We start from the raw sequence: 26,315 nt of genomic DNA, 5'->3' as shown, positions 1-26,315 counted from the left end.
GAGTCAGCAATCAGCGCTTCGGGTTGCCGCCCTCGGCCAGCGGATCCTGCGACGGATCGGCGACAGCGTCGTTGAGGACGACCGGATCCTCGACAGCACCGGCGTTCTTCGCATCCTTCTCAACCTGCGCTGACGCCGTGTCGGCCGCCTTCTGGGCATCCTTCTCAGCCTTCTTCTGCTGCACATTCGACTTCACGTCATCGGCCTTGGCCTGTGCAGCGCCCGTTGCCGAGGTGGCAGCGGACTGAACCTTGCCGGCAACCTCAGGAGCCTTGTCCTTGACCATCTCGGCGACCTCGGGGGCCTTCTCCTTGGCGGTGTCGGTTGCCTGCTGGACGCCCTCCTGGACGCGTGGGTTCTGCCAGAATTCTTCAACCTGGGTCTTGAGGCGCTCATAGCTCTGGCGGCCGGCGCGCGAACCGAGGACGAAACCGATGCCAATGCCAACGAGCAGAGTCAGACGCTTCTTCATGATCCCCTCCTGTGGGAGTCGATTCCAGCAAGCCACATTGTCTCCCGCGCGGGCGGGTATGACTGGCTGAGGCTGTTATCCACATCATATACCGGCAAGCCGTGCTGTCACGATGCGATATCCCAGCTGGGGTGAGGTGTGCTCACCAGCAGGCGGTCACGGAAACGGTCGCGGTGCCTCGGGATCGGAAACCGGCTCGTCATCAGTCTCTCCGCGGCTGCGCCATAGAGCGTGGGCTTTGCGGCGCATACGTGCCTGGATCCGCGCATCAGATACGATCTTGCGGGTGTCGCGCGGGGGTACCTGGACGACGTCGTCGGCGCGGATGCCGTCGCGCAGCTGGCGGGCGCGCTCGACCTCGGCGTCGAAGTGGACCCCGAACAGAAGCGCCATATTCGACAGCCACAGCCAGAACAGCGCGATGAGCACACCGGCCAGCGAACCGTAGGTCGATTCGAACCCGCCGAACACGACCGCGTAGAGGTAGATGCCCACGCTCAGGAGCGCCCAGGCGACCAGTGCGATGAGCGCGCCGAGGGACGACAGTGTGACATGCGCGCGCTTGACGTTGCTCGTGGCGATGTAGAGCAGCGTGGTGATGAGCAGGATGAAGATCGCCGCGAGTGGGAACCGCACCCACGCCCACACTGCGACGAACTGCTCACCGAGCCCGAACGGCAGGATGATGCTCGGCGAGCTCACGAGGCTGAGCACCGCGGCGACAGCGAGCAGAATGACGACGACGGTGACGAGGTAGGTCTGCAGGCGCTGCTTCCACGCCGGTCGGCCCTCGGTCATCGCGTAGATCTCGTTGACGGCATGGCCGAAGGCGTTGACGAACTTCGATGCCGACCACATTGCCACGAGTATGCCGACGACGAAGAACGGCCCGCCGGCCGGTGACTTCGCCAGATCCTGCAGCGGCTCCTCCAGTTGTGTGACGTTCGAGCCGGCACCGGCCTGCTGCGCCCAGTTGAGCACCTTCGACACCGTGTCCGGGCCCTCGCCGAACACGTTGAGAATCGACAGGATCGCGGTGAGCGCCGGCAGCAGGGCGAGCAGGAAGTAAAATGACAGCGTCGCTGCCGTATCGGTGCGCCGACTGCGGGCGAACGACATGATCGTCCGCTCCCACACATAGCGCCACGCCGCTGGAGACAGGTTCTTCTTCCGGGTCACACTCCGAGTCTACGGCAGGGCGCCCTGACCCGCGCAGCAGCGCTACAGTGGCCAGCATGCACGTCCTCTGCCTCGACCTCGGCACCAGCACTCTCAAGGCTGCGCTCATCGACACGGCCGGCCGCACACGCGCGGCAGCACAGGCTGCGATCGACACCCGGCACGGTGGCCCAGACACTCAGCTGGCCGGGGCGATCGAGCAGTCATCCTCCCAGTGGTGGCGGGCCGTCGCCGAGGCGGTGGGCACCCTGCGTGCAGACGGGCAGCTCGGTGCAGACGGGCAGCTGCCGGCCGCGATCGCGCTCACCGGCCAGATGCAGGACCTGGTGCCCCTCACCGGCAGCTCGGCAGGGCAGCAGGAGCTGCCGGTCATCCTCTACTCCGACACGCGGGCAGCCGCTGAGCTCGATGAGCTGCGCGCAGCCGACCCAGGCTGGGAAGCGCGCCTGCTGACGGCACCGGGCCCGGACTGCCTGCCGGCGAAGATCGCGTGGCTCACCCGCCACCAGCACGACACCCAGGTCGAGGCGCTCGCCGTCAGTGCGGCCGGGTTCCTCGGCTTCGGATTGACCGGGCGCCTCACCTGCGACCGGCTGAGCGCATCGACCACCTCGCTCTACGACGCCACCGCCGATGCCTGGATGCTGCCGAGCCCACTGACCAGCACACCCGCAGCCGCCTGGCGGCTGCCCGAACTCGTCGACCCGGGCATCATCGGCACGCTGACCCCGGCAGCCGCCGGCCACCTCGGGTTCGGGGCTGAGGCGGCTGGCATTCCGGTTGTCACCGGCCTCGGCGATGCTGGGGCTGCCAGCGACGGGATCATCGGCAGCACGCCGGGTGCCGCCTACGCCTACCTCGGCACCTCCGGCTGGGTCGCCCACATCGACCCGCGCACCCCGTCCCCGCTGGCGGGGGCCGCCTCGGAGGTTCACCGGCTGGTCCACCCGGCCGGGACGCTGGAGATCGCTGCGATGGTCAACGCCGGCTCCACCCTGACCTGGGGCCGGCGCGTGCTGCTCGGTATGACGGCAGGAGACGAGCACACTCCTGCCGCCCATGCCGCCGCCGAGGCAGCCCTGACCGAGGCGCTGGCGGCAGGCCGGTGGCAGGATCTCACCTGCGATCCTGCCCTGGCGGGCGAACGCACCCGGGCACTCGGCAGTGCGGCCTCAACCGGCAGCCTGACCGGCATCCGGCCGGCCACCACCGCAGCCGATCTCTATGCCGGTCTGGTCGCCGGGGTCGCTGCTAATCTCGGGCGCCTGTGCGATGCCCTCGGCACGGACCCGTCCGCCGCGCTGCCGGTCACCGGCGGACTGACCGCCTCAGCCGGCATCTGCCGGATCCTCGAAATCGTCCTCGACCGGCCCATCGTGCCCGTCGCCGAGGCTGATGCCGGGCTGCGTTCGTGCGCCCGCACCGCATGGGAGGCCCTCGGCGTCGAACACACCATCACCCCGCTCGGCGCGACCGCCCGACTGGGAGAGGGCATGCGACAGGACTGATCGAGACCAGGCATGCGAAAGGGCAGGTGCCGTACGGCATCTGCCCTTTCGCTCATGTGAGCCTGTGGCCAGCCGACGCCGGCCTGATGGTCACATCACTTGCGTGCGTTGATCGCGTCGGTGGCCTGCGGCAGCACCGAGAAGAGGTCGCCGACCACGCCGAAGTCGGCGAGTTCGAAGATCGGGGCCTCTTCGTCCTTGTTGATCGCGACGATGTTCTTCGAGGTCTGCATGCCGGCTCGGTGCTGGATTGCACCGGAGATGCCGCAGGCGACGTAGAGCTGCGGCGAGACCGTCTTGCCGGTCTGGCCGACCTGTGCCGAGTGCGGGTACCAGTCGGCGTCGACGGCGGCACGGGATGCGCCGACGGCAGCGCCGAGAGCATCGGCCAGCGCCTCGACCGGGGCGAAGTCGCCGCCGGTGCCGCGACCACCGGAGACCACGGTGGCGGCCTCGGTCAGCTGCGGACGGCCCGAGGCAGGCTTCTCCTCGGTGGCGGTGATGCGGGCAGCCTTGGCGGCGTCGCTCGGGGCGAAGCTGACCGACTCGACTGCAGCCGCACCGGCAGCCGGCTCGGCCGCAACCGAGTTCGGCTTGATCGCAATGATCGGGGTGCCGCGGGTGACCTTCGACTCGACGGTGTAGCCGCCGGCGAACACCGCCTGGGTGGCGACGAAGCCCTCGGCAACTCCGACAGCGTCGGTCAGGATGCCCGAACCGGTCTTGATCGCTGCCAGGCCCGCGATCTCCCGGCCCTCGGCGCTGGCCGGGACAAGGACTCCGGCCGGCTGGCGGGTGGAGATGAGCTCGGCGAGCAGCTCGGCCTTCGGTCCGACGAGGAACTCGTCGTATGCCGGGTCCGAGGCGACGAGCACCTTCTCGGCGCCGTATTCGCCGAGCTTGGCGGCAGCGGCCTCGCCCTGGGCGGCATCGCCGATGAACAGTGCGGTCGGCTCACCGAGTGCCTTGGCGGCGGTGAGGAGTTCGAAGGTGGACTTGCGCACGTCGCCGTCCACATGGTCTACGAGAACGAGAACTTCAGACATAAGTGTGTATTCGCTTCCTCTGCGTTCAGATAGTGGATCAGACGAGCTTCTTCGAGGCCAGCCACTCGACGAGCTGGTTGCCGCCCTCGCCTTCATCGGTGATGACCTCACCGGCGGTGCGCGGCGGACGCTCGGACAGCGTGACGACTTCGGTGGTGGCACCGGCGGTGCCGACTTCGCCAGCGTCGAGGCCGAGCTCTTCGATGTCGTACTCGTCCAGCGGCTTGCGCTTGGCGGCCATGATGCCCTTGAACGACGGGTAGCGCGGCTCGTTGATCTGGTCGGTCACCGACACGAGTGCCGGCAGCGGCACCTCGATGTACTGCGAGGCGGTGTCGCCGTCACGGCGGATCTTGGCGACTCCGCCGGAGACCTCCAGGTGCGAGGCCTGGGTGGCGGCCGGGCGGCCGAGCAGTTCAGCGACCATGACCGGCACGACCGACATCGCGCCGTCAGTCGAGGACAGGCCGGTGATGATGAGGTCGACCGGGCCCTCTTCCTCTTCGACGACCTTGACGGCGGCGGCCAGGGTCTTGGCAGTGCCGACAGCGCAGGAGGCTTCGAGGCTGTCGTCGCAGATGTGCACGCCCTTGTTCGCGCCCATCTGGAGGGACTTGCGCACAGCGTCGACGGCATCGTCGGGTCCGACGGTCAGGGCGATGACCTCCGTGCCCTTCTTGTCGCCGTCAGCGATCTTGAGAGCTTCTTCAACAGCGTATTCGTCGAGCTCCGACAGCAGGCCGTCGACTGAGCGGTCGACGGTGTTGTCCGACTCGAAGGTACGCTCACCGGCTGCATCCGGGACGTACTTGACAAAAGTGACAATCCGCATGTGGGTAGTTCATCCTTCCTGAGAACCGAGGGTCACCCTCGAAACAGGGCGTCGTTTCTCTAACGTTACCAAGTGGCGTCCGTCTCACTTCACAGCGGCGGGGCCGTTCGCCGGGTCCTGGCCCGACTCCCCTGGCCAGTGACGGGGGCCACTGCTGAGGGTGAGCATATCCGACAGTGGGGCAGTCGGGTTCGAACGCGGCGACTTATCGATCGTTCAGTGCCAGTATCTCATGTCACATACGCGGTGCCCAAACCTGCCCCTGCCGGCTCGCCCGGCGGATCGGTCACGTGCTGTAGCGGCTGGTCACCGGCCCCGAGGAGGTGGTCACCGGCCCCGAGGAGCCGGCCACCCCGGCTGCCGGGCCCAGTCGGGCGATCCGCAGCGCCCCCAGGTTCAGCCTCCGACCCGCTGGACGATCATTGCCAGGCCCTGCCCTCCGCCGATGCACATCGTCTCCAGCCCGTAGCGTGCCTGCCGGCGGTCCATCTCCCGCAGCAGGGTCGCGAAGATCCGCGCCCCGGTCGCCCCAACGGGGTGGCCGAGTGAGATCCCGGAGCCGTTGACGTTGAGCCGGTCGAAGTCGCCTGTGCCGAAGCCCCACTCGCGGGTGCAGGCCAGGGTCTGGGCGGCGAAGGCCTCGTTCAGCTCGATGAGGTCGATGTCTGACAGCTGCAGTCCTGCCCGCTGAAGTGCCTGCGTGGTCGCTGGGACCGGGCCGATGCCCATCGTCGCCGGATCGACTCCGGCCACAGCCCACGACACGATCCTGGCCAGCGGCCTGAGCCCGAGCTCCTCGGCCCTCGAGGCGGTGGTGACGAGGCAGGCGGCAGCACCGTCGTTCTGGCCGGAGGCGTTGCCGGCAGTCACAGTCGCTGCCTCATCAACGTCCGCGCGGATCGGGGTCAGCCTCGCGAGCTTCTCAAGGCTGGCGTCAGGACGGATGTGCTCATCGGTACTGACCTCATAGGCTGCCGTCTTGCGGGTGGCCGGCATCTGGATCGGCACGATCTCGTCAGCGAAGCGCCCGGCCGCACTTGCCGCGGCGGCCCGCCGGTGGGATTCGACAGCGAGCTCGTCCTGCTCCTGACGGCTGATGTCGTAGATGCGACGGAGGTTCTCCGCGGTCTCGATCATGCCGCCGGGCACGGGGTGGTTTCTGCCGCCGGCGGTGACGCGACCGCGGGTCAGGCTGTCCTTGAGGTCGATGCCGGGCCCGCGCACACCCCACCGGATCTCCTCGGTGAAGAACGGGGCGCGGCTCATCGACTCGGCTCCGCCGGCGATGACGACCTCAGCCCCGCCGGTGGCGATCATGCCCATCGCGTCGATGACTGCCTGCAGGCCCGATCCGCAGCGCCGGTCAAGCTGCCGGCCGGGCACGCTTTCCGGCAAGCCTGCGTCGAGTGCGACGACACGGCCGAGCGCGGGGGCCTCCATGTGGGGGAAGCACTGACCGAAGACGACATCGTCGATGACGCTGGGGTCGATGCCGGTACGTTCGATGAGCGCTGCGACGACCTGCCGGCCGAGCTCCTGCGGCGGGGTGGTCGTGAACTGGCCGCCATAGCCTCCGACGGGGGAGCGCAGCGGTTCGCAGATGACGATGGGCTCGGACACGGGTTCTCCTTCGACGGTGACATGGCTCATCGTAGTCGGGCCGTCTTGAGCTTCGAGGGCTCGCCGGCAGAGGGCATGCGCAGACCCGCTTCCGATCGGGGCAGGCGGGGTGTGCTCGGCAGGCTGACAGCCGCAGCCGTGAACCGGACCGCCGGACGCGGCACGCGACTTGCTACCGTGGCTGTGGGCAACAGCACAGCGAGGGCCGCGCCGGCAGGCACGCCGCAGCGGCAGGAGGGCGAGGGGCATGAGCGCATCGCATGAGGACAACCGCACCATCGACCAGGCGTTCGCGCGCACCGGCACCGGGCCGCTGGCCGGCATCGTCGTCGCCGACTTCTCCCGCGTGCTCGCCGGCCCCTATGCCACGATGATGCTCGCCGATCTCGGCGCGACCGTCATCAAGGTCGAAAGCCCCGGCGGGGACGACACGCGTGCCTGGAAGCCTCCGGTCCGCGACGACGACGCCACCTACTACCTGTCGGCCAACCGCAACAAGCTCGACGTCGTCCTCGACTTCAAGGACCCTGACGATCTTGCGCTCGCTCACGAACTCGCCCGCCGCGCCGATGTGCTCGTCGAGAACTTCAAGCCCGGCGGGCTTACGAAGTACGGCCTCGACTACGACGCCGTCAGGCAGACCAACCCGGCGGTCATCTACGCCTCGGTCACCGGCTTCGGCCCGCAGAACCCGCAGCCCGGCTACGACCTCCTCGTCCAGGGGCTCTCAGGCTTCATGAGCCTCACCGGCGAAGCCGACGGCAAGCCGTATCGAGCCGGTGTGGCGATCTTCGACGTCATCACCGGCCTGCACACCACCATCGGCATCCTCGCCGCGCTGCGGCATCGCAGCCAGACCGGTGAGGGCCAGAAGGTCGACACGAACCTGCTGTCCTCAGCGCTGTCGGGCCTGGCGAACCAGACGAGCGCCTACGTCGCCGGCGGGGTCGTGCCGCACCGCATGGGGAACGAGCACCCGAGCCTGTACCCGTACCAGCCGATGCCCACCGGTGAGGGTGAGCTCATCGTCGCCGTCGGCAACAACCGGCAGTTCGAAATCCTGTGCACCGTCATCGATCGTCGCGAGCTGCTCGACGACCCGCGGTTCGCCCACAACGCCGACCGCAACGCCAATCGCCGCGAACTCGAGCCGCTGCTCATCGAGGCGCTGTCGACTAAGTCCGCCCAGGAGTGGTTCACCCTCCTCAGCGACGCCGGCCTGCCGTGCGCGCCGATCAACACGATCGAACAGGGCGTCCAGCTCGCCGCTGACCTCAACCTCGAACCCGTCGTCAACGCCGGCTCCGGCGACCGCGTCATCCCGACGGTGAAGAACCCGATCACGCTCTCGGTGACCCCGGTCAGCTACGACCTCGCCCCGCCGGCCCTCGGTGCCGATTCCGAGGTGGTGCGCGCCTGGCTCCAGCAACCAGCCGACCCGCCGGCAGACGCGCAGTAACCGTGCACGGCTCATCGCCTCGGGCGTCGACCGTTCCCGAGGTGGTGGGCTGTTGTCATGTCCGCGCGGCGCGGCGGGTTGCTGGGCCGTGGCCTTGTGCGCCTGTCAGTCTCCGTGCATGACAGCGGCACCCTGCCGGGATCCGGTGCGGGTGCACCGTCACCTGGCAGGGTGCCGTGTTCTGATCGCTCAGCCGGTGGCTGACTGCTCAGCCGCCGGCTCGGCGGTCGGGGTGGTGCTGAAGCTCAGCAGGCACAGCTCAGCGCAGCGGGCGTCCGTCAGCGTCAGGACCCGCGCCATCAGCCCCGCGTCCGTCGGTGCCAAGTCCGGCAGCGTCGCGTCCGTCCACGCCGCGTCCGTCGGTGCCGCGTCCGGCAGCGTCGCGACCCTCAGCACCGTCGATGTCGATCTGCTCCTTGCGGACCTCACCGCCGACGGTCTCCGTGTCTTCGACGACACGCTTGCCGACGTTGACCTTCTCCGTGGCCACGGTCTCCTTGTCGACGACCGGGCGCTCTTCGCGCAGCGTCACGGCCTCCTCGACATCACCGCGATCGGCGTCGATTCCGCCGCCCCTGCGGGCTTCGGGCGAGTTCGGGTCGATCGATTCGCGTTCGACGACGAGCTCCTCGCGCTGCACGGGAACCTCAACCTGCTGGTTCTCGGTGACAACGTGCTTGCGCAGGCGCGCCCGTCCGGTCTCGACCTGCTCCTTGCCGACGTTGAGGCGCTCCTCGTGGGCGACGACCTGCTGCTGGTCACCAGCAGCGGTGCGGTCGTGGTCGCGCACACCCTCGCGGTCGTGCTTGTCATGGCGGTCGCGGTCGAGCAGTCCGTCACGGTCGCGATCACGGTCGTGCCCGGCTGCACCGGCAACTCCACCGGCAGCGCCAGCCACACCGGCGTCACCGACGCCGTCGCGGTCGTGCGTGCCGTGGCGGTCGTGATCGCGCACACCGTCCCGGTCACGGTCGCGGCCAGTGCCGGAGTCGAGGCTGTAGTAGCGGAAGATCTCTTCCTCTTCCTCCGGCGTCAGGCTGCCGTCAGCGGCGATGTTCGGAGCGTCCTTGACGAAGGACTTCTCGAACGGGGCGACAAGGTGGTCGCCGTCACGCGAGACGCTCTGGTAGGGAACGAAAGTCTCGTTCATGCCGAAGAGACCGGTGTTGACGGTCACGAATGCTGGTTCATTGGTCTGGTCATCGAGGTAGACCTCGCCGATGCTGCCGATCTTGCTTCCGGTCTGATCGTAGAGGTCGGATCCGCGAAGCTGGTCGATGTCGATGTTTTCCATGCTGAACTCCTGTGGTGTGACGTTCTCGGCGTCGAGGAACCTTTCCCCAACGGGTGGTGCCTTATCAGCACTGTCGTGCTGTATCCGGAGTGACATCGGATGATTTCACGCTAACACCTCGCTCACTTCGACAACAGTCCTTGTTTCTTAGTGCTTCCTCAGACTTTCCAGCCGGCAGGTCTCCCTGCAGCGGGCCACGAGGCGCTGTGAATCGGATTCAACAAGAATGGCACGGTGATAGACAAGCGCACGAGCACCGATCGACTCCGCTCTTCCGACGACCCGCTTCTCCGCGAGGCCGCTGATTTCGTCCAACCCCACGAGCGCCGGCTGCCCGGGTGGAAGCTGCTCGGCTGGATCGGCCAGCGGCTCAGCCGCTGGTTCGGCCCCTACACCGCGCTGATCCTCTTCACCAGCGTCGGCCTGGTCATCATGCTCGGCTGCGTGGCCATCGCCGAGGAGATCTACGAAAGCCTCGACAACCCGCGCGACGGCATCACGTCCCTCGACCGGCCGATCCTGCACTGGATGCAGGGGCTGCGCACACCGGCACTCAACCGCGTGGTCACCGCCTTCACCAACCTCGGCGACATCGCCGGAATGACCGTCATCGCGCTCATCGTCATCGGTATCCTCACGATCGTCTACCGGCGCCGCACACCGCTGCTGCTCATGCTCATCACCGCCCTCGGCTCAGTCGCGTTCACGGTGCTCGGCAAGAACCTCATCGGCCGTCCGCGCCCAGCGCATGTCGATGCGGTCCCGCCGTATGAAGGCGGTTTCTCCTTTCCCAGCGGCCACTCACTCAACTCCCTGGAGCTGTACGGCATGATCGCCTACCTGGTGCTCATCCTCATCCGCCAGTGGTGGCTGAAGATCCTCATCGTCCTCGGCTGCCTGACCTTCGCCGCCTGCATGGGACTCAGCCGCATTTACCTCGGTCAGCACTGGACGACCGATGTGCTCACCGCCTGGCTCGTCGCAATCGCCTGGATCATCGTCGTCATCACCGGCCACCGCATCTTCCTCGCCGTCGCAGCCGCCCGCAGCCGCCGGCAGTCCAGTGCCGACCGCTCTCTCGCTGGCTGAGATGCCCGTGCTCGCCTCTCACCGCTGCCGAGGTAGTGCCTGCGCGGCATGAGACGCTGGGGATATGACATCCTCCCGCCAGCAGGCATTCCCACCGGTAGTGCGCAGCGCAGATCGCCGGTCGCGATCCCATGCACTGCTCGTTGCCGCTCTGGCAGCCGCCGGAGTAGTCTTCTCTGCGATGTCGCTCATCGAGGCCATCTCCCGCAGCGGCCTGCCGGAGGCGGCCGCGCTCATCAGCAGCCTCATCTTCGAACTGCTGCCCTCGCTCATGGCAGCGGGCGCGGTGGCGCTGCTGTCCCGCCGGGCCGTGTGGGAGTGGATCGCAGCGGCTGTCATCACCGTCTACGCGGTCATCTGGACAGCCATGCTCGTGTTGGAGAGCCCGCTCTGGTCAGGAGGCTTCACCTTGGCTGGCCTGGGCAACTATGTCTATCCGCTCGTCTTCGGTCTGCCCCCGCTGCTCATCGCCATCGCGCTCTGGGCACTCGGCCTCGTGACCCGGGCGTTCCTCTCCGGCCGGCGCGCCGGCCGCGCCGCGCAGCCTGCACCCGGTGACGGTGACGATGATGAGCCCGAAGAGGCCGCTGGTTCCACCAGCAGCGAGGCAGCCAGCGCAGACGGCCCCCGTGATGACGACCAGGCCGGGGCTGACAGCGCCGCGTCCGTGCGCCTGCTCGGCACGAGCATGCTCATCGGCGCGCTCGCCTACAGCGTGGTGTGCGCAGGTGCACTCCTGGCCGCTGACATGACGGAGACGAAGACGGTGATGATGTGCCTGTTCGCCATCGCGCTGCCGGGGATCCTCGCGGCCATCCTGCTGTGGACGCTCAAGCCGGCGACCGCCCAGCCGGGTCTGGCGGCGCTGCTGTCGATGCTGGTGTTCGCTGTCCCGGGTGTCGCCGCCGGGCTGTTCGACGCCTCGGTATTCATGCTGCCTTTGAGCCTGGCGGCGTGTGCCCTCGGGCTAGTGACATGGTGGGTGCTCTCAGCGGTGCTGCGAGTGCCGAATCCGGTGTCGTAGCAGCCGCCGCCTCGGGCACGGCAGACGAGTCCGCCGCCGTCGCGTCCGGCGCGATAGCAGCCACCGCCTCGGGTACGGTTCAGTAGTACACGGCCAGCGGCCCTCGCGGGCCGTCGATGACGTCGACGGGGGTGTCGAAGACATCGGAGAGCACTTCGGGGCGCATGATCTCGGCCGGGGTGCCGAAGTAGCAGACCTGTCCGTCCTTGACCGCGCATATCCGCTTGGCGTAGTGGGCGGCGAAGTTGATGTCGTGGAGGACGATGACGACGGTGCGGCCGAGCTCCTCGGCGGCGCGTTCGAGGTGCTGCATCATCTGCACCGAATGGCGCATGTCGAGGTTGTTCAGCGGCTCATCGAGGAGCACATAGTCGGTGTCCTGCGCCAGCACCATCGCGACGTAGGCGCGCTGCCGCTGCCCGCCGGAGAGCTCATCAAGGTACCGGCCCTCCAGTGGCCTGAGGCCCAAGAAGTCGATCGAGCGGGTGATGATCGCATCATCGGCGGCTGTCAGCCGGCCCTGCGAGTAGGGAAACCGGCCGAAGCCCACTAGCTGGCGGACGGTGAGCCGGGTGACGAAGTGGTTCTCCTGCCGCAGGATCGACACGATCTTCGCCAGATCCTTCGACTTCGTCGTCGCGACGTCGTAGCCGGCGATCTCGATCGCGCCCTCGTCCATGCCCATGAGCCGGCCGATCATCGTCAGCAGCGTCGACTTGCCGGCCCCGTTGGGCCCGACGAGGGCGGTGACGCCGCCTGCGGGGATCTGCAGGTCGACCGGGCCGATCGAGACCTCGGCCGAGTAGCTCTTGCGGACCGCGGAGAGGGTGATCACAGGCGGCCCTTTCGCAGGATGTAGAGCAGGAAGAACGAACCGCCGACGACCTCGATGATGATGCCCACGGCACCCTCGGCATAGAACAGGTGCTTGAGCGCGAAGTAGGCCCCGGCGAGCACTGCGATGCCGGTCAGCCACGCGAGTGGGAAGACGTAGCGGTGGTCATGGGTGTCGGCGAGCTGGTAGGCCAGCATCGCGATGAGGAACCCGAAGAACGTCATCGGCCCGATGAGCGCGGTCGAGATCGCCATGAGCACGGAGACGAGCAGCAGCACGATGATGTTGTAGGCCCGCTGGTTGAGCCCGAGGTTGACGGCCGCGTCATGGCCGAGCGCGAGCACGTTGAGCTTGGGTGCCAGCAGCCAGAGCGCGCCACCGGCGACGGCGACGATGGGGGCGGCGATCCACAGGTGGCTGGCCTCGGCGTTGGAGATCGAGCCGATGAGCCGGGCGGTGAGCAGATCGAACTCACCCGGGGTCATGAGCCGCTGCATGAACGTCGACAGCGAGCCGAGCCCAGCACCCAGGATGATGCCGATGAGCAGCATGATCTGCATGTTCGCGTACCGGCCTGAGAGCAGCCAGCCGTAGAGGAACGCGGCGAAGACGACCATGATCCCGACAGTGGTGAGGAACATGCTCGTCGACCCGGCCGCGACGATGCCGACTGTGCCGAAGAAGAACACCATCGAGGTGTGGATGAGCGTGTACAGCGACTCGAAGCCCATGATCGAGGGCGTGATGATCCGGTTGTGGGTCACCGTCTGGAAGGCCACGGTCGCCATCGCCTGGCAGAAGGCCACGATGACGATGACGGCGATGTTCGTCGCACGCAGATTGGCGATGAGCCAGAACCCCTCCGAGCCGACCGGCATCGGGTTGTCCCAGGCCAGCAGCGCGAAGCAGGCGGCCAGCGCGAAAACGCTCATCCCGGCGAGGATCGCGAAATAGCGCACCCGCGCGGCCCGCGTCGGCAGGGCGCCCTGGTGGCGGGTGTCTGGCGCCGGTGCCGGCGTATGGGTGCGTGCGGTGGTGGACCGGGCTGCCGCGCCCGAGGCGGTGGCGGCGGTGGCCTGTGCGGTGCCGGCGGCGGGGGTGGCGCCGCTGACGTCGGGCAGGGTGGACGGGCCGAGTTGGCCGGCCTGGCGGGCCAACGATGCCGGGTCGGTGTAGGTCGCTTCGTACAGGTCAGCCATTCCGGCGCCTCCGCAGCAGCAGGGTGATGAAGACCGCTGCACCGACGACAGCGAGGATGAGCGAGACGGGAATCTCGAAGGGGGCGACGATCGTGCGGCCGATGATGTCGCAGATGGTGACGATCGCAATGCCGAGCAGGCACACCCACGGCAGGTTCGAGCGCAGGTCGTCGCCGCGGAACAGGGAGACGATGTTGGGCACGATGAGGCCGATGAACGGCAGGTTGCCGACGACGACGGTGACGATGCCGGTGGCGATCGCGATGAGTCCGGTGCCCAGCAGCAGCACCTGGTTGTAGTTCAGGCCGACGTTCGTGGCGATCTCCTGGCCGAGGCCGGCGACGGTGAACCGGTCGGCGACGATGAACACGGCGATGACGACGATGAGCACGAACCACAGCGGTTCGTACTGGCCGCGCAGCACCGCGGTGAAGGAGCCGGCGAACCAGATGCCGACGGTCTGCAGCAGGTCGTTCTGCAGGGCCAGGAAGGTCGAGACCGCGCCGACGACGGCACCGAGCATGAGCCCGATGATCGGCACGATGAGCGAGGACTTCAGCGTCACCCGGCGCAGGAAGGCGAAGAAGATGAGGGTGCCGATGAAGGCGGTGATGATCGCAACGCTCATGGTGACGATGAGCGGAGCGCCGGGAAAGGCGATGAAGGCCAGCAGCAGACCCAGGCCCGCCCATTCGGTGGTGCCGGTCGTGGTCGGCTCGACGAACCGGTTCTGCGTCAAGAGCTGCATGACGAGGCCGCACATCGCCATCGCCGCTCCGGCGAGCACCAGGGCGATGGTGCGCGGCACGCGGGTGATGGCGAACATCTCCGAGCCGTCTTCGGCGCCGAAGATGTCGTAGATGCCGATGAACAGCGAGGAGACGACCAGCGCTGCGGTGACGAGCACGCCGATGAGCAGCGGCCACGTGAACAGGCGCGACGACGCACCCGTGCCAGCCACCGCCACGGGCGCGGTCACCGCAGGCGCCCCGGCGGATCCAGGTGCCCCGGCGGTCGTGCCGTCGGATCCAGGTGCCCCGGTGGATCCGAGCGCGCCGGCAGCGGCACCGTGAGCTGGTGCGTGTGCCTGGTGGCGTTCGTGGATGCTCATCGTCTCAATCGGTCGGGATCAGGTGGACCGCCGGCGGCGCGGAGCAGGCCCGTGCCGCCGGCGCGGTGTCACTGGGAGTTCTCCATTGCGTCGGCGAGGTCGTTGAAGAAGGTGGTGTACGTCTGGATGCCTTCGGAAAGGTAGGTGTCCTTGGGCATGTAGACGATGTTGCTGCTCTTCACGGCGTTGACGTTCTTGAGCGCCTGGGACTCCTCGATGATGCTCTGGGCAGGCTTCGCATCGTCTTCGACTGCGGCGTCGCGGTCCACCACGAGCAGCCAGTCCGGATTCGAGTCGGCGATCGCCTCCACGGAGATATCGTCACCGGTGTGGTCATCCGATGCGCCCTCCGGAGCCTCGATCGACGGCGTCAGGTCGAGGATGTCGAACACCGGGCCGAGCGTGCGGCCGACCTTCGGAGCCGAGTAGTTGATGTCGCCGCCGGAGGTGATGACGCCCATGACCGTATCGTCGGAGTTGTAGGCCTCCTTCACCCGCTCGATCGAGGCATCGAAGTCCTCGTTGAGCTTCTTGGCCTCCTCCTGCTTGCCGAACACCTCGCCGAGTACCTCGGTCTGGCGCTTGAGCTCAGCGTCGAGGGGCTGGTCGTCGCGCGGATCGAGGTTGAGGATCGTGGCATCCGGGGCCAGCTTGGCGAGGTCCTCCTCGTACTGGGCGAAGCGCTGACCGTTGATGATGAGGTCCGGCTGGGCTTCGACGACGGCTTCGAGGTTGGGCTCGCGGTGGTTGCCGAGGTCGATGACATCCTCGTTCTGGGTGTAGGAGACGCTCTCGGGCATGAGCGCCACGGCGCCGGCCTTGATCTCCACGCCCCACTCGTCAAGGGTCTGGAAGGTGCGGTTGTCGGTGGCGACGACGCTCGTGGGCGGGGTGGCGATCTCGTGGGTGCCGTTGTTGTCTTCGACGGTCACGGTCGCGGAGTTCTCGGGGGTTTCCTCCGCCGAGGTGCCAGTGTCTGAACCGCAGGCGCCGAGGGTGAGTGCGACGGCTGAGAGAGCGGCGACGGCGCTCAGGCGGTGATGCTTGATCCGCATCAGGTGGGGCTCCTTTCGAGTGCGCGCAGCCGGTGGACTGCACCGGTAGCGCGCGGGGGCGTAGTGGTGTGGCTCGGGCAGACGGGGACCGCCGACTGCTTAGGTGAACCACACTAAGGCTATGCACACCCATTTACGAAACGGAATCGTGTCCAAAGTTCGTTAGGCTAATGTTACCTAACTCCCCTGGCGGTTCGCACCCTCGGGGGTGCTTTGTGATACGACGCACAACCGGCTGATCGCTCGCAGCGCGCACCCCCGGCCGAGGCGGACTCGACCGGGGGTGCGCAGGCAAAGGTCAGCGGGTGGTTGGCTGACGGGTCTGGGTCAGACGCCGCCGCACAGTGTCATGCCGCCGTCGAGGGTGAGGATCTGGCCGGTGATCCAGCTGGCCTCATCAGAAAGCAGGAAGGCTGCGGCTGCTGCGATGTCCTCAGGTGTGCCAAGGCGCTTGAGTGGATAGGCTGCGGCCACACCCTCCTCGTCGTGGGCATAAAGCTTTTCGGCGAATCGGGTCTTGACGACGGCCGGGGCTACGCCGTTGACGCGGATGTTCGGCCCGAGCTCCATGGCCAGCTGGCGGGTGATGTGCACGAGCATCGCCTTCGACGATCCATAGAAGCCGATGCCTTCGGGCTGGCCGAGGCCGGCGACCGATGCGACGTTGAGCACCGCGCCGCCGCGCTCGGCCAGTGAGGCTTCGTAGACCTTCTGCGTCCAGGACAGGGCGGAGATGTCGTTGACCTCGAAGACCTTGCGGGCGGCATCGAGGTCGAGCTCGATCATCGGGCCGTAGACGGGGTTGATGCCGGTGTTGTTGACCAGGATGTCGACCGGGCCGAAGGCCTCGGTGGTCTTCGAGATGGCCTCATCCTGGTGCTCGGGTCGATCGGCCTTGCCGGCGACGTAGATTGCTTTGTCCGGGCCGCCGAGCTGCGCGGCGGCCGCGGCGAGCGCCTCCTCGCCGCGGGCGGTGATGCACACCTGCGCCCCTTCGGCGACGAGGCGTTCGGCGATGCCTAAGCCGATGCCGCGCGATGCGCCCGTGACGATCGCAGTCTTCCCAGTGAAACGCTGGCCCATAGTGCCTCCCGGCAGGTCGCTTGAATACTTGCTGAACGATTGTTCATCAACTTTACCGGCTCGATGGTGCCCGTCAACAGCCTCTCGGAATCCGGTCAGCGGGGCAGGTGCGGATGCGCTGTGACCCGCGTTTCAAACCGGTCGGCAACCGGCAATGTAGCGATTCTCGCAACTGCACTGTGCGGCCAGACCATGGCTGCCGCGACTCTGCCTGCTTCATGCAGAAGCTGAACGTGTTTTCGCTGTTGGGGGCGTCAGCTAATGGACGAGTGCGCACGATTGAGCGCCGCAGACTGCTCACTCCTCGATGTCGATGACCTGCCGGGCACGTGTCTGCCGGTAGGTGGTGATCGCGATCGTCGTGACGACGAGCCCGACCACGGTCAGGCCGACACCGGTGAGAGCTGGTGCGCGGAAGCCGAGTCCTGCGTCGATGACGATGCCGCCGACGAAGGCGCCGAGCGCGTTGGCGAAGTTGAATGCCGCATGGTTCATCGCCGCGGTCAGTGACGGTGCGTCGTGGGATTCGCGCATGAGTCTGGCCTGCAGGGCGGTGACGAACAGCGAGCTGAAGATGCCGATGACCGACACGCAGCCGATCGCCACGGCCGGTACGTGGGCGAACAGCCCGAAGGCCAGCAGCACGATGCCCAGACCGACGAGCCCGATGACAGCCGAGCGTTCGATCGACCGATCGACGAGCGGGCCTGCGACGAAGGTGCCAACGGTCATGCCGACGCCGAAGCACACGAGCACCCACGGGATCACCGAGGCGGGCATCCCGGTGAGCTCGGTCAGGGTCGGGGCGATGTAGGTGTAGAGGGCGAACATGCCGCCGAATCCCACCGAACCGGCGATGAGGGTGAGGATCACCTGTGGGCGCTTCATTGTGCGCAGCTCACCGCGGATCGACGGCGCGGCAGCCGGCGCGGTCTGCGGGACGAGGAAGAACACGGCCACCAGGGTCAGCAGGCCGATGAACGCGACGAGCGCATAGGCGACCCGCCAGCCGAACTCCGTGCCGAGTGCGGCAGCTGCGGGGACACCGATGATGTTCGCGATCGTCAGACCCAGCATCACCCGGGCCATTGCGGTGCCCTTGCGGTGCGCTGGCGCCAGGGTTGCGGCGACGACGGCGCCGACGCCGAGGAACGCACCGTGCGGGAGGCCGGTGATGAATCGAGAGACGAGCATAAGGTTCATCGTCGGGGCCAGGGTCGAGCCGACGCTGCCGATGATGAAGACGACCATGAGGCTCAGCAGCAGCCAGCGGCGGTCCATCTTGGCCGCCAACGCAGTGATGACCGGTGCGCCGATGACGACGCCGAGCGCGTACAGCGACACTGCATGCCCAGCTGTGGTGATCGAGGAGTCAAGGCCCTCGGCGATCTGCGGCAGCAGCCCCATCGTGGCGAACTCGGCGGTGCCGATGCCGAAAGCGCCGATGGCAAGTGCGAAGACGGCAAGCCTCGCTACGCGCGGGTTCACCGGTGCCGCAGCTGAGGTGGTGGCTGAGATGGCGCCGCTGGGGCGGCGCTCAGCTGCGGGCATGCGTTCTCCTGTCAGGGTGGGCTCGCGGGCGCTTGTGCAAACAGTCGGCTCCCAGAGGCTATTCCAACCGGAGCTGAGTCGCGACTGACGTTACGGCCGAGGCATGAGTCCGGAGCCTTGCGGCACGAACGCGAAGTTCGTACCGGGTATCGTGTCAACACCGTCTTCAGGCAAGCGGCATCGACAGCTCGACGACTGGCGGGTCGAGGTCGTAGCGGACCTGCTGCCGCACTGTCAGCCCGTCCGCGTTCGCCCCGTTCTCCCGAGTCTCTCCGGAAGCCCTACTGCTTTCGTCCGCACGGTCGGCGTTCGCTTCGATCAGCGCGAGCGCTGCCGGGTGCATCGCGGCACCCGGTGGCGTGTCGTCAGTTAACTGCCAAATGGCGACAAGCTCCCGGCGTTCCGGCAGCACACCGGTGACGATGTCTGCACCGCCCCAATCGCCTGGCAGCGGTTCGGACAAGGCCCAGCAACAGCTGACCTCCACCCAGCCGCGAGTGCTTTCGCGCAAGCTCGTCCAGAAAGCCCCACTGGGTTGATGCCCATCGGCGGAGAGCTGACGGTACAGATCTTCGAAAGCCGCGTTCGCCTTCTCATCGTCGAGCGTCTCAACATCCTCCACACGCACTTTGATGACGACTCCGGCATAGGGCAACGGGGGACGGTCCCGCTCCGTGACCGGGGCAGGCTGAGCGAAGCTGGCGAAAACTGCCTCCGCTTCGGCCGCGGCCTGGTCTTGAGCCTGACGCTCAGCAGCGATGCGGGCTCGGTGGGCGGCGAGCACGGCAACAGGATCGCCGCCTACCAGTGCGACCCTCGTCTCTGCCAGCGGAACACCGGCACGGCGCAGCAACCAGATTGTCGCGCCATCGCGAGCCTGGTCCGCGCCGTACATCCTGTACCCGGTGAACGGGTCGGTGGCCGCAGGCGAGAGCACGCCGGTCTCGTCGTAATGCCTGAGCACCTTGACGCTCAGGCCGGTCAACTGTGCGAATGCTCCGATTCTCAACATGATTCCAGCGTCCCGCCTCCCGTCACAGGTGAGTCAACGGCGATTGCCGGCCGCGGCCGCACAAGCCGATACCAGCGCTACTTCACTTCCTTCAGACACCAGCATCGGTCGCCGATCTCACCGAAGACGTCGGTGTCGATCCCACCGAGATCGACCGGCAGCTCTGAGCCCGGGGTGAGCACCCGGAACCCGGCCCGGTGTGCGAACGTCGCCCGCGCCTCGGGAACGGCGGCAACGAGCAGGCAGCGGGTCTGCAGCCCGGCGGCCGAGAGCACCTGCGGGGCCATGCCCGCCAGCACCGTCGCGATCCCCTGCGAGCGGAACTCCTCAGCGGTGGCCAGCGCCCGGATGAGCAGCGCCTGGCCGTTGTCGAAGCTCACGGCGGTGACGGCGAGCACGGCGGCGATCTGTCCGTCGGCGGACCGGGCGATGAGCCCGGAGTCCTGCGGCAGGAGCGCGAAGTCCGCGCCCGAGGCGCCGGTCGCCTCGGTGCCGGTATCCGCGCCCGAGGCGCCGGTCGCCTCGGCAGCCCGCAGCACCTCGGCAGCGGGGCCGTGATCATCGGCAGTGAGCAGGTCGAAGCTGTAGCCGGCGTCGACGAGCCGCTGGGCGTAGCGGATGTGACGCTTAGAGACGGCGGAATCGTGGAGTCCGGAGTGGAGGAGGGCCATGAGACCCACGATATCGGCACCGGCCGCGGGCGATACACTGACCGGCATGGGAAAGAAGTCCAAGAAGTCCAAGGAAGACCTCATCGCCAAACGCCTGGCCAAGCAGCAGGCCGCCGGCTTCGTCAAACGCCCCTTTGAGGGCCTGCCGTTCGAAGCCGACCTCGTGTGCCTGCGCGAACTCGTGCCCGCCGCGACCGCGACGGCGAAGCTGACCGAGGAGCACGGCGGCGACGAGATCGTCATCGCCTCGCTGCTGCCGGCGGCCTGGCAGGCACTGCACCGCCAGGACGGCGTCATCATGGCCGGCATGCAGGTCCCGGTCGCCTCCCCGGATCCCTCCCGCGATATCGCTGCAGCGATCCTCAAGGTCAAGGATGCCGAACCCGGCACCTACGCCGAAGCCAACGCCAACCCTGGGTCCGGCCCGCGCCTGCAGGACATTCTCGACACCTCTGCTCCCTTCACCGTCAGCGTGCAGGAGACCTTCGACTACTGGCTCGCCGATGACGCCGAGCACCGCGATGAGGACCTCGCCGCTGCGCTCGAACAGGCCAACGAGTCGATCAGCCCGACCGAGAAGCTCGTCTCCGCCGACTCCGCCTACTGGACCGAGATGGGCGGGCACATCTACCTGCGCTGGGCGCAGATGCAGGACGAGGACACCGTCATGAACGGCCTGGCCCGCCTGCACGCCCGCGGCGAGAACACCGTGTCCGGGCTCGGCCGCTACCTCGGATGCTTTCGCGCCCACGGCATCGTCATCCCCGTCTGGGAGCTGCCCGACGGCACCCAGCCCGATGCGGTCGAAGAGCCGCTGGGCGCGTTCGCCGCGAAGCTTGATGCCGCGATGAGCGAGACCGGAAACCTCGACTACGACGAGCGCCGCGCCAAGGCCGGCGTCGTCTCCCGCCAGCTCACCATCCGCTGACCCACCGCCCGCTGCACGTCAGGAGGCAGGATCCGATGTCTGCACCCCCAGCTGTTGCCGCGGTCATCCCGGCCAAGGATGAAGCCGAGCGGATCGCCGCGACTGTGGCCGCCACCCGGCAGATCCCCGGTGTCGACCTCGTCATCGTCGTTGACGACGGCTCATCCGACGACACCGCGAACCTGGCCCGCCAGGCCGGAGCGCAGGTGCTCGTGCACCGGAAGAACCGCGGCAAGGCCGCCGCGATGATGACTGGCGCGTTCGCCGTGCGCAACCGCGAGATCACCGATGCGCCCACCGGGCAGCGCCCCGATCACCGGGCGCTGCTGTTCATCGACGCCGACCTGGAGGACTCCGCAGTCGCCACCGCACCGCTGACCGCACCGGTGCTCGACGGCGACGCCGATATGACGATCGCGATCCTGCCGCCGCAGAAGCGCTCCGGTGGCGGATTCGGCTTCGTTGTCGGCCTGGCGAAGAAGGGGATCGCTGAGCTCACCGGCTTCGAGGCCACCCAGCCGCTGTCGGGCATGCGATGCCTGAGCCGTGAGGCCTTCGAAGCCGCCCTGCCGCTCGCCGCCGGCTGGGGCGTCGAAACCGCCATGACGATCGACGTCCTCGACGCCGGGCTGCGCGTGACAGAGGTCGAATGCGACCTCCACCACCGGGTCACCGGCCGAGACCTCAGGGCCCAGCTGCACCGGGCTGCTCAGTACCGCGACGTGCTGCGGGCACTCACCGTGCGCCGGGCACGCCGAGCCCGCCACCGCCTCGGGCGCGGCACCCGCTGACACGCCCCGAAAGGAGACCACCGTGACGCTGTCCTTCGGCTATCTCGGACCCGAGGCGACCTTCACCGAGGCTGCGCTCATCCAGCTGCTCACCGCCCACGACCGGATGGACGCCGCTCGCCGGCCCATGCGCAGCGCCGACGCCGCCCTAGCCGCCGTCGCCGCAGGTGAGCTGTCCGGCGCGGTCGTGCCGATCGAGAACTCACTCGAAGGCGGCGTGCCGGCGACCCTCGACGCGCTCACCCAGCACGGACAGCTGCAGATCGTGGCCGAAACCGTCGTGCGCGTGCGCTTCGTGCTCGCCGCCGCGCCCGGCACCGAGCTGTCACAGGTCACCGCGTTCTCCACCCACCCGCATGCCGAAGCGCAGACGCGGGCCTGGCTGTCAGAGCACCTGCCCGAAGCCCACTACATCCCCGCCGCCTCGACCGCGGCCGCCGCCCGCGACCTCGCCGCATCAGACGTCGACTACCAGGCCGCGATCTGCCCGGCCCTGGCCGCCGAACGCTACGGGCTCACCGTGCTGGCCGATGACATCGGCGACCGCAATGACACCGCCACCCGGTTCGTGCTCGTCTCCACCAAACGCGAACTGCCCGCACCCACCGGCGCTGATAAGACGACGCTTGTCGCCGCGCTCGCCTCCGATCGGGCCGGTGCGCTGCTGGAGCTGCTCGAGCAGTTCTCCACCCGCGGCGTCAACCTCTCGCGCATCGAATCCCGGCCCACCGGCGACGGGCTGGGCCTCTACCAGTTCTCCATCGACGCCCAGGGGCATGTGGCCGAGCCGCGGATGGCCGAGGCGCTGACCGGGGTGCACCGGATCGCCCGCCGCCTGCAGTTCCTCGGCTCCTACCCCTCAGCCGACGGCGAGAAGGTCATCGTCGACCCGGACATGACCGCCCAGGCCTTCACCGCCGCAGCAGACTGGCTGACAGAGATCCGGGGCTGAGGTGACGCTGGGGGTCGGCTCCCAGACCGGGCGGCTGAGCGACGTCATCGTGCATCGGCCCGATATCGAACTGGAGCGGCTGACCCGAGCAATATGTCCGCGCTGCTCTTCGACGACGTGCCCCTCGCCGAGGCCGCCCGCAGCGAACACGACGGCTTCACCGCAGCCCTGCGCGATGCCGGGGTGAGCGTCCCCCCCCGTCAGCGAGCTGCTCGCCGAAAACCTTACAGTGCCCGAAGCGGGGGCGGCGGCGCTCGAGGCGGTCGTCGATGAGCGTGCCTGCGGCACCGTCGCAGCCGCATCGCTGTCCGACACTCCCAGGCGATCAACACCCACACTCCCAGGTGACCAGCGCCGACGCTCCCAGCCGGGCGGCTGAACCCGGCGCAACCGGCACCTCGGGAGTCGCAGATGCATCCGAAACCGCCCGCATCACCGGTGCCTGCACGACGCTGATCGCCGATTGGCGCGTGGTCGTTGTCTCCAGCGGGCACTTCGTCAATACTGAAACTGACCGAGTCGGGCGCGACCAGCGCTCCGGCGCGACAGAAACGGAGCACCCCATGGGATTCGGAGTCGGAGTCTTCCTCATCCTCGTCGGCGCGATCCTGGCTTTCGCTGTCCGTGATGCCTGGAGCTTCATGGACCTGACGATGGTCGGCTACATCTGCATCGGCGTCGGAGTTCTTGCGCTGCTGCTGGCCTTCATCACCATGGCAAACCGACGCCGGCAGCTCTAGGCCGCACCGTTAGCGCCACAGACACTGCGGGGTCTGCCCTTACTGGGCGGGCCCCTCAGTCGCGTCGGGGCACCTGCCCGGCGGCCGCCCCCAACCGGCGCAGCCCCTGCACCCCGTCGATGCCGAGCATCCGGTGCATCCGCGACAGACTGTACGTCCGTTCCCGGGCCAGATTCCGCATCGCGTGCCTGGTATACGGTGGGCGGCGCTTCTTCCGCCGCGCCTTGCGCTCAGCGAACCACGCCTTGACGAGCGAAAGGTCGGCAGCGATCGAGTCGAGTTCGAGCGACGGGTGGCCGAACCGGCCGAGGTAGGTGGTGAGCGCCTCGTGCACGATGTAGGGCTGCGGGTCGCCGATGTTCATCGGCCCGTAGGCCTGCGGCTTCGTCAGCGCGGCATCGACGGCTGCGGTGAGTGTGTCGATGTGCGTCATCGTCATCGTGTGCTTCCCGCCGTCAGGCAGCCGGAGGACACCCTCGTCCGCCGCACGCTCCAGCACCGGCCACAGCGTCGTGTCGTCTGGTCCGTACACGGCATTGGGTCGCAGCACGAGCGCTTCGGGCCGCACCCGGGCGATGACCCGTTCGGCCTCGGCACGACTGCGCTCGTAGGCGCACAGGTAAAGGTGCGGATCGACCGGCCCGCCCTCCTCGTAAAGCTGGCGGTGAGCATCGGCCGGTGGGTAGACGGCGGTGCTGGACAGGCAGATCATCCGCGGCTTGCCGAACGCGTCGAGCACATGGCGGGTGCCGGTGACGTTGACGGCCTGCAGCTCGTCCTCGGCTGCCCAGTCATCGTCGATGACCGCGGCGTGGACGACGGCATCGGTGAAGCGCAGCCGGTTCTGCAGCTGCGTGGGAATCTCCTCACGGATGTCCCACTCGTGGTGCTCAACCCCGCTGATCTGCGGATCGGCAAGCCCGACGCTCGTGACCCGGCGACCGGATTCGACCAGCCTGCGGGCGATCGCCTGACCGACGTAACCGGCAGCACCCGTGACGACGACTCTCACTTCGACTCCTCTCCTTGCGATCAGGCTAATGCGCCCGCCCGGGCGGCGGCATCATTGCCCGCGCCGTGTCTGCTGTGACTCCCCTGAGCACGCCCCGTTCCCGAGGTGCTGGTCGCCGCTTCCGAGGCGGCTTCCCCGTTCCCGAGGTGCTGGTCGCCGCTTCCGAGGCGGCTTCCCCGTTCCCGAGGTGCTGGTCGCCGTATGCACGCGGTGTGCCCGAACGGGAACATCGCTGTGACCGGCCGCCGGCTGCTCGTCTGTAGCCTGAAGATATGAGCAGCACACCACACTCCGCCCACCGGCCGCGACGACTCCGGATCGTCGGGGCGCTGCTGTGCCTGCTGCTCACCGGCGGCGCGCTGAGCGCCTGCACGAAGCCTGCGAAACCGCTGCCGGAGTCGACCTACGCGGACCTCGTCTCTGAGGTCGAGGGGTTGGCCGGCGTCACTGCGGTGACGCGGGCGGGCACCGATGTCACTGTCACCGTCGAGGCAGACACTGATCCTGATGCCCTCGATGACACTGCGGAAGCCCTGCTCGCACGTGTCAACGACTACCGCTACCCGCAGGGGCCGCCGGAGGTGAGGGTGGAATCCGGCCGGTTCACCGGAACCGTCGGGCACACCGTCCGCAATACCACCGCCAGCGTCCCGCAGCCAGGACCGCTGAATCTCTCCCAGCTGCCCTTCCTCACCAGCCTGCCCGATGTCGCTGACGGGGAGATCGGCGAGAACATGAACGCCGGTGTCACACTCACCTTCGGCACCGACATGCGCACCTGGCTCACCGGCGCCACCGGTCAGCGGGAGCTCGTCCTCGGAGTGCGCCGAGCCGCAGCAGCTGACGAGGTCGATCTCGTCGAACACGCCCCCGGCTCCTCCGGCGGGGGCGAAGACGATGGAGAGCCGAGCGTCACCGCCCGCGTCGATATGTCCGAACCTGGCGTCCGGGACGCCATCACCCGGTTCTACGACACCGCAGAACAGGCCGGCAGCCTGCCCTTCACCGTCAAGTGGACCCACTCCCTCGAACGCCCCAACGCGACCGTGCTCGTCGGACACGATGCCGACATCCCAGACGTCCTCGACGCCTTCACCGCCGAATATGGGGCCGGCGAGCTCTCCGACCTCACCGCTGTCTCCGCTGAGGGGCTGAGTGTGGGGTTCGGCGACGGCCGAGCAGACGCTGGCGCGTACTTCCGGGCCTGGGATCTGCTGGCCGAGCGCGGCATCAGCGTCGAGCACATCGCACTCAACCGCCAGTCCATGAACGTCGTGACCCCAACCAGCACCGAGCTGCGCGATCTTGCTGCCCTGATCGCCGGCAACCAGTGGCCGCTGCCCGGCGCGGTAAGGCTCACCGTCAGCAACTCCGATCACCCAGACGACAGCGCCACTTTCCCCGTCGCAGCGTGGCCAGCCCATGCCGACCTTCTCGCAGCGCTATGGGATACCGGCTTCACCTCAGTGCGCATGTCGACGTCCGTCGGCGGAACAGGCGCGGACTTTCGTCTCGACGTCCGCCCCACCGACGGCCAGGACCTAAGGAGCGCAGCCAGCCAAGACGCCCTCATCGAGGTGCTGCGCGACACCGGATGGGACGGCAGGGCGCTCATCACGCTGTCCACCGGTGGCCGCCCCGTCTTCACCGCCACCGAACGCGGGACGGCCACGGGAGCCCGCATGTCCCTGCACGGCGTAGATCCGAAGCCCTCAGGCTGGGCGAAGGAGTTCCTCGACCGCTTCGACGCCACCGCCGGCTGACGCGACTCGGCTGTATGGGCTCCGTTGCCTGACCCGACTCGGCTGACCCAACTCGGCCGACTCGGTCCGGCCGTGCCGGCCGGGCCGTC

At 67.9% G+C, this 26,315-nt stretch carries 25 protein-coding genes; 10 read left to right on the top strand and 15 right to left on the bottom strand.

Annotation, left to right across the window (positions count from 1 at the left end; all coding sequences use genetic code 11):
• Nucleotides 1-10 precede the first annotated feature (10 nt).
• The gene (locus tag M3B11_RS07220) at nt 11-472 is read right to left on the bottom strand and encodes a hypothetical protein (RefSeq protein ID WP_259876251.1); all 462 of its coding nucleotides are present in this window, start codon (nt 470-472) and stop codon (nt 11-13) included.
• A gap of 156 nt (nt 473-628) precedes the next feature.
• Nucleotides 629-1,651 carry a YihY/virulence factor BrkB family protein gene (locus M3B11_RS07215; protein ID WP_259876249.1) on the bottom strand — a complete coding sequence of 341 codons (1,023 nt, stop codon included), beginning with the start codon at nt 1,649-1,651 and terminating at the stop codon, nt 629-631.
• Between the two features lie 56 nt (nt 1,652-1,707).
• On the opposite strand from M3B11_RS07215, the gene M3B11_RS07210 reads away from it, so the two are divergent.
• Nucleotides 1,708-3,159: an FGGY family carbohydrate kinase gene (locus M3B11_RS07210; protein WP_259876247.1), complete on the top strand. Its 1,452-nt coding sequence runs from the start codon at nt 1,708-1,710 to the stop codon at nt 3,157-3,159.
• A gap of 95 nt (nt 3,160-3,254) precedes the next feature.
• Here the strand turns inward: M3B11_RS07210 and M3B11_RS07205 are convergent, their stop codons facing one another.
• From M3B11_RS07205 to M3B11_RS07195, 3 genes are all read right to left on the bottom strand, one after another.
• Nucleotides 3,255-4,205, bottom strand: a complete 951-nt coding sequence (locus tag M3B11_RS07205; protein WP_259876241.1) for an electron transfer flavoprotein subunit alpha/FixB family protein — start codon at nt 4,203-4,205, stop codon at nt 3,255-3,257.
• Nucleotides 4,206-4,242: 37 nt separating this feature from the next.
• Entirely contained in the window at nt 4,243-5,037 is a 795-nt protein-coding gene (locus M3B11_RS07200) for an electron transfer flavoprotein subunit beta/FixA family protein (RefSeq protein ID WP_165883836.1), read from the bottom strand.
• Between the two features lie 396 nt (nt 5,038-5,433).
• A complete protein-coding gene (locus M3B11_RS07195; RefSeq protein WP_259876235.1) occupies nt 5,434-6,657 on the bottom strand; it encodes an acetyl-CoA C-acetyltransferase in 1,224 nt (407 codons plus the stop codon).
• Nucleotides 6,658-6,904: 247 nt separating this feature from the next.
• Here M3B11_RS07195 and M3B11_RS07190 point away from each other — a divergent pair, with 247 nt between their 5' ends.
• Nucleotides 6,905-8,116, top strand: coding sequence for a CaiB/BaiF CoA-transferase family protein (locus tag M3B11_RS07190; RefSeq protein WP_259876227.1), 1,212 nt, complete (start codon nt 6,905-6,907; stop codon nt 8,114-8,116).
• Nucleotides 8,117-8,375: 259 nt separating this feature from the next.
• On the opposite strand, the gene M3B11_RS07185 is transcribed toward M3B11_RS07190, so the two are convergent.
• A complete protein-coding gene (locus M3B11_RS07185; RefSeq protein ID WP_259876225.1) occupies nt 8,376-9,410 on the bottom strand; it encodes a PRC and DUF2382 domain-containing protein in 1,035 nt (344 codons plus the stop codon).
• Between the two features lie 234 nt (nt 9,411-9,644).
• Between M3B11_RS07185 and M3B11_RS07180 the strand changes: the two genes are divergently transcribed.
• Both M3B11_RS07180 and M3B11_RS07175 read left to right on the top strand, forming a co-directional pair.
• The gene (locus tag M3B11_RS07180) at nt 9,645-10,499 is read left to right on the top strand and encodes a phosphatase PAP2 family protein (RefSeq protein ID WP_259876223.1); all 855 of its coding nucleotides are present in this window, start codon (nt 9,645-9,647) and stop codon (nt 10,497-10,499) included.
• Nucleotides 10,500-10,563: 64 nt separating this feature from the next.
• Nucleotides 10,564-11,523 (top strand): DUF5316 domain-containing protein, encoded by a 960-nt coding sequence (locus tag M3B11_RS07175; protein ID WP_259876222.1) that lies wholly within the window; start codon nt 10,564-10,566, stop codon nt 11,521-11,523.
• A 79-nt stretch (nt 11,524-11,602) separates the two neighbouring features.
• Here M3B11_RS07175 and M3B11_RS07170 read toward each other — a convergent pair whose 3' ends face one another.
• The 8 genes from M3B11_RS07170 to M3B11_RS07135 all read right to left on the bottom strand — a co-directional run bounded on the left by M3B11_RS07170 (nt 11,603) and on the right by M3B11_RS07135 (nt 20,040).
• Nucleotides 11,603-12,358, bottom strand: coding sequence for an ABC transporter ATP-binding protein (locus M3B11_RS07170; protein WP_259876220.1), 756 nt, complete (start codon nt 12,356-12,358; stop codon nt 11,603-11,605).
• Complete coding sequence (locus M3B11_RS07165) at nt 12,355-13,557, bottom strand: iron chelate uptake ABC transporter family permease subunit (RefSeq protein WP_259876214.1); 1,203 nt, start codon at nt 13,555-13,557, stop codon at nt 12,355-12,357. The genes M3B11_RS07170 and M3B11_RS07165 overlap by 4 nt, the downstream gene beginning before the upstream one ends.
• Entirely contained in the window at nt 13,550-14,668 is a 1,119-nt protein-coding gene (locus tag M3B11_RS07160) for an ABC transporter permease (protein ID WP_259876206.1), read from the bottom strand. Before M3B11_RS07160 ends, M3B11_RS07165 begins: the two co-directional genes overlap by 8 nt.
• 68 nt (nt 14,669-14,736) lie before the next feature.
• The gene (locus M3B11_RS07155) at nt 14,737-15,723 is read right to left on the bottom strand and encodes a siderophore ABC transporter substrate-binding protein (protein WP_259876205.1); all 987 of its coding nucleotides are present in this window, start codon (nt 15,721-15,723) and stop codon (nt 14,737-14,739) included.
• A 327-nt stretch (nt 15,724-16,050) separates the two neighbouring features.
• On the bottom strand, nt 16,051-16,806 hold the full coding sequence (locus tag M3B11_RS07150; protein WP_259876198.1) for an SDR family oxidoreductase: 756 nt from the start codon (nt 16,804-16,806) through the stop codon (nt 16,051-16,053).
• Between the two features lie 297 nt (nt 16,807-17,103).
• Nucleotides 17,104-18,357: an MFS transporter gene (locus M3B11_RS07145; RefSeq protein WP_259876190.1), complete on the bottom strand. Its 1,254-nt coding sequence runs from the start codon at nt 18,355-18,357 to the stop codon at nt 17,104-17,106.
• Nucleotides 18,358-18,523: 166 nt separating this feature from the next.
• Nucleotides 18,524-19,369, bottom strand: a complete 846-nt coding sequence (locus M3B11_RS07140; protein ID WP_259876183.1) for a MerR family DNA-binding transcriptional regulator — start codon at nt 19,367-19,369, stop codon at nt 18,524-18,526.
• A 77-nt stretch (nt 19,370-19,446) separates the two neighbouring features.
• Nucleotides 19,447-20,040, bottom strand: a complete 594-nt coding sequence (locus M3B11_RS07135; protein ID WP_259876174.1) for a GNAT family N-acetyltransferase — start codon at nt 20,038-20,040, stop codon at nt 19,447-19,449.
• Between the two features lie 46 nt (nt 20,041-20,086).
• Between M3B11_RS07135 and M3B11_RS07130 the strand changes: the two genes are divergently transcribed.
• From M3B11_RS07130 to M3B11_RS07115, 5 genes are all read left to right on the top strand, one after another.
• A complete protein-coding gene (locus tag M3B11_RS07130; protein WP_259876169.1) occupies nt 20,087-20,968 on the top strand; it encodes a DUF5926 family protein in 882 nt (293 codons plus the stop codon).
• A gap of 35 nt (nt 20,969-21,003) precedes the next feature.
• Nucleotides 21,004-21,759 carry a glycosyltransferase family 2 protein gene (locus M3B11_RS07125; RefSeq protein WP_259876168.1) on the top strand — a complete coding sequence of 252 codons (756 nt, stop codon included), beginning with the start codon at nt 21,004-21,006 and terminating at the stop codon, nt 21,757-21,759.
• Between the two features lie 28 nt (nt 21,760-21,787).
• Nucleotides 21,788-22,711 carry a prephenate dehydratase gene (pheA, locus tag M3B11_RS07120; RefSeq protein ID WP_259876261.1) on the top strand — a complete coding sequence of 308 codons (924 nt, stop codon included), beginning with the start codon at nt 21,788-21,790 and terminating at the stop codon, nt 22,709-22,711.
• Between the two features lie 93 nt (nt 22,712-22,804).
• A complete protein-coding gene (locus M3B11_RS13395; protein ID WP_396121548.1) occupies nt 22,805-22,984 on the top strand; it encodes an arginine deiminase family protein in 180 nt (59 codons plus the stop codon).
• A gap of 71 nt (nt 22,985-23,055) precedes the next feature.
• Nucleotides 23,056-23,451, top strand: coding sequence for a DUF6458 family protein (locus M3B11_RS07115; protein WP_259876163.1), 396 nt, complete (start codon nt 23,056-23,058; stop codon nt 23,449-23,451).
• Nucleotides 23,452-23,506: 55 nt separating this feature from the next.
• On the opposite strand, the gene M3B11_RS07110 is transcribed toward M3B11_RS07115, so the two are convergent.
• On the bottom strand, nt 23,507-24,463 hold the full coding sequence (locus M3B11_RS07110; RefSeq protein ID WP_259876153.1) for an NAD(P)-dependent oxidoreductase: 957 nt from the start codon (nt 24,461-24,463) through the stop codon (nt 23,507-23,509).
• A gap of 272 nt (nt 24,464-24,735) precedes the next feature.
• Here M3B11_RS07110 and M3B11_RS07105 point away from each other — a divergent pair, with 272 nt between their 5' ends.
• Nucleotides 24,736-26,226, top strand: coding sequence for a hypothetical protein (locus tag M3B11_RS07105; RefSeq protein WP_259876148.1), 1,491 nt, complete (start codon nt 24,736-24,738; stop codon nt 26,224-26,226).
• Nucleotides 26,227-26,315: the final 89 nt, after the last annotated feature.

This window comes from Brevibacterium sp. p3-SID960, assembly GCF_025144725.1.
GTDB lineage: Bacteria > Actinomycetota > Actinomycetes > Actinomycetales > Brevibacteriaceae > Brevibacterium.
Note: the sequence above shows the minus strand (reverse complement) of the source record. Positions and strands in the feature narration are given on the sequence as shown.

What these genes read in the sequence shown, in the direction of transcription:
- M3B11_RS07220 (WP_259876251.1), bottom strand. Translation starts at nt 472, where the DNA reads ATGAAGAAGCGTCTGACTCTGCTCGTTGGCATTGGCATCGGTTTCGTC.
- M3B11_RS07210 (WP_259876247.1), top strand. Translation starts at nt 1,708, where the DNA reads ATGCACGTCCTCTGCCTCGACCTCGGCACCAGCACTCTCAAGGCTGCG.
- M3B11_RS07205 (WP_259876241.1), bottom strand. Translation starts at nt 4,205, where the DNA reads ATGTCTGAAGTTCTCGTTCTCGTAGACCATGTGGACGGCGACGTGCGC.
- M3B11_RS07200 (WP_165883836.1), bottom strand. Translation starts at nt 5,037, where the DNA reads ATGCGGATTGTCACTTTTGTCAAGTACGTCCCGGATGCAGCCGGTGAG.
- M3B11_RS07190 (WP_259876227.1), top strand. Translation starts at nt 6,905, where the DNA reads ATGAGCGCATCGCATGAGGACAACCGCACCATCGACCAGGCGTTCGCG.
- M3B11_RS07185 (WP_259876225.1), bottom strand. Translation starts at nt 9,410, where the DNA reads ATGGAAAACATCGACATCGACCAGCTTCGCGGATCCGACCTCTACGAT.
- M3B11_RS07175 (WP_259876222.1), top strand. Translation starts at nt 10,564, where the DNA reads ATGACATCCTCCCGCCAGCAGGCATTCCCACCGGTAGTGCGCAGCGCA.
- M3B11_RS07165 (WP_259876214.1), bottom strand. Translation starts at nt 13,557, where the DNA reads ATGGCTGACCTGTACGAAGCGACCTACACCGACCCGGCATCGTTGGCC.
- M3B11_RS07160 (WP_259876206.1), bottom strand. Translation starts at nt 14,668, where the DNA reads ATGAGCATCCACGAACGCCACCAGGCACACGCACCAGCTCACGGTGCC.
- M3B11_RS07155 (WP_259876205.1), bottom strand. Translation starts at nt 15,723, where the DNA reads ATGCGGATCAAGCATCACCGCCTGAGCGCCGTCGCCGCTCTCTCAGCC.
- M3B11_RS07150 (WP_259876198.1), bottom strand. Translation starts at nt 16,806, where the DNA reads ATGGGCCAGCGTTTCACTGGGAAGACTGCGATCGTCACGGGCGCATCG.
- M3B11_RS07145 (WP_259876190.1), bottom strand. Translation starts at nt 18,357, where the DNA reads ATGCCCGCAGCTGAGCGCCGCCCCAGCGGCGCCATCTCAGCCACCACC.
- M3B11_RS07140 (WP_259876183.1), bottom strand. Translation starts at nt 19,369, where the DNA reads ATGTTGAGAATCGGAGCATTCGCACAGTTGACCGGCCTGAGCGTCAAG.
- M3B11_RS07135 (WP_259876174.1), bottom strand. Translation starts at nt 20,040, where the DNA reads ATGGCCCTCCTCCACTCCGGACTCCACGATTCCGCCGTCTCTAAGCGT.
- M3B11_RS07130 (WP_259876169.1), top strand. Translation starts at nt 20,087, where the DNA reads ATGGGAAAGAAGTCCAAGAAGTCCAAGGAAGACCTCATCGCCAAACGC.
- M3B11_RS07125 (WP_259876168.1), top strand. Translation starts at nt 21,004, where the DNA reads ATGTCTGCACCCCCAGCTGTTGCCGCGGTCATCCCGGCCAAGGATGAA.
- M3B11_RS13395 (WP_396121548.1), top strand. Translation starts at nt 22,805, where the DNA reads ATGTCCGCGCTGCTCTTCGACGACGTGCCCCTCGCCGAGGCCGCCCGC.
- M3B11_RS07105 (WP_259876148.1), top strand. Translation starts at nt 24,736, where the DNA reads ATGAGCAGCACACCACACTCCGCCCACCGGCCGCGACGACTCCGGATC.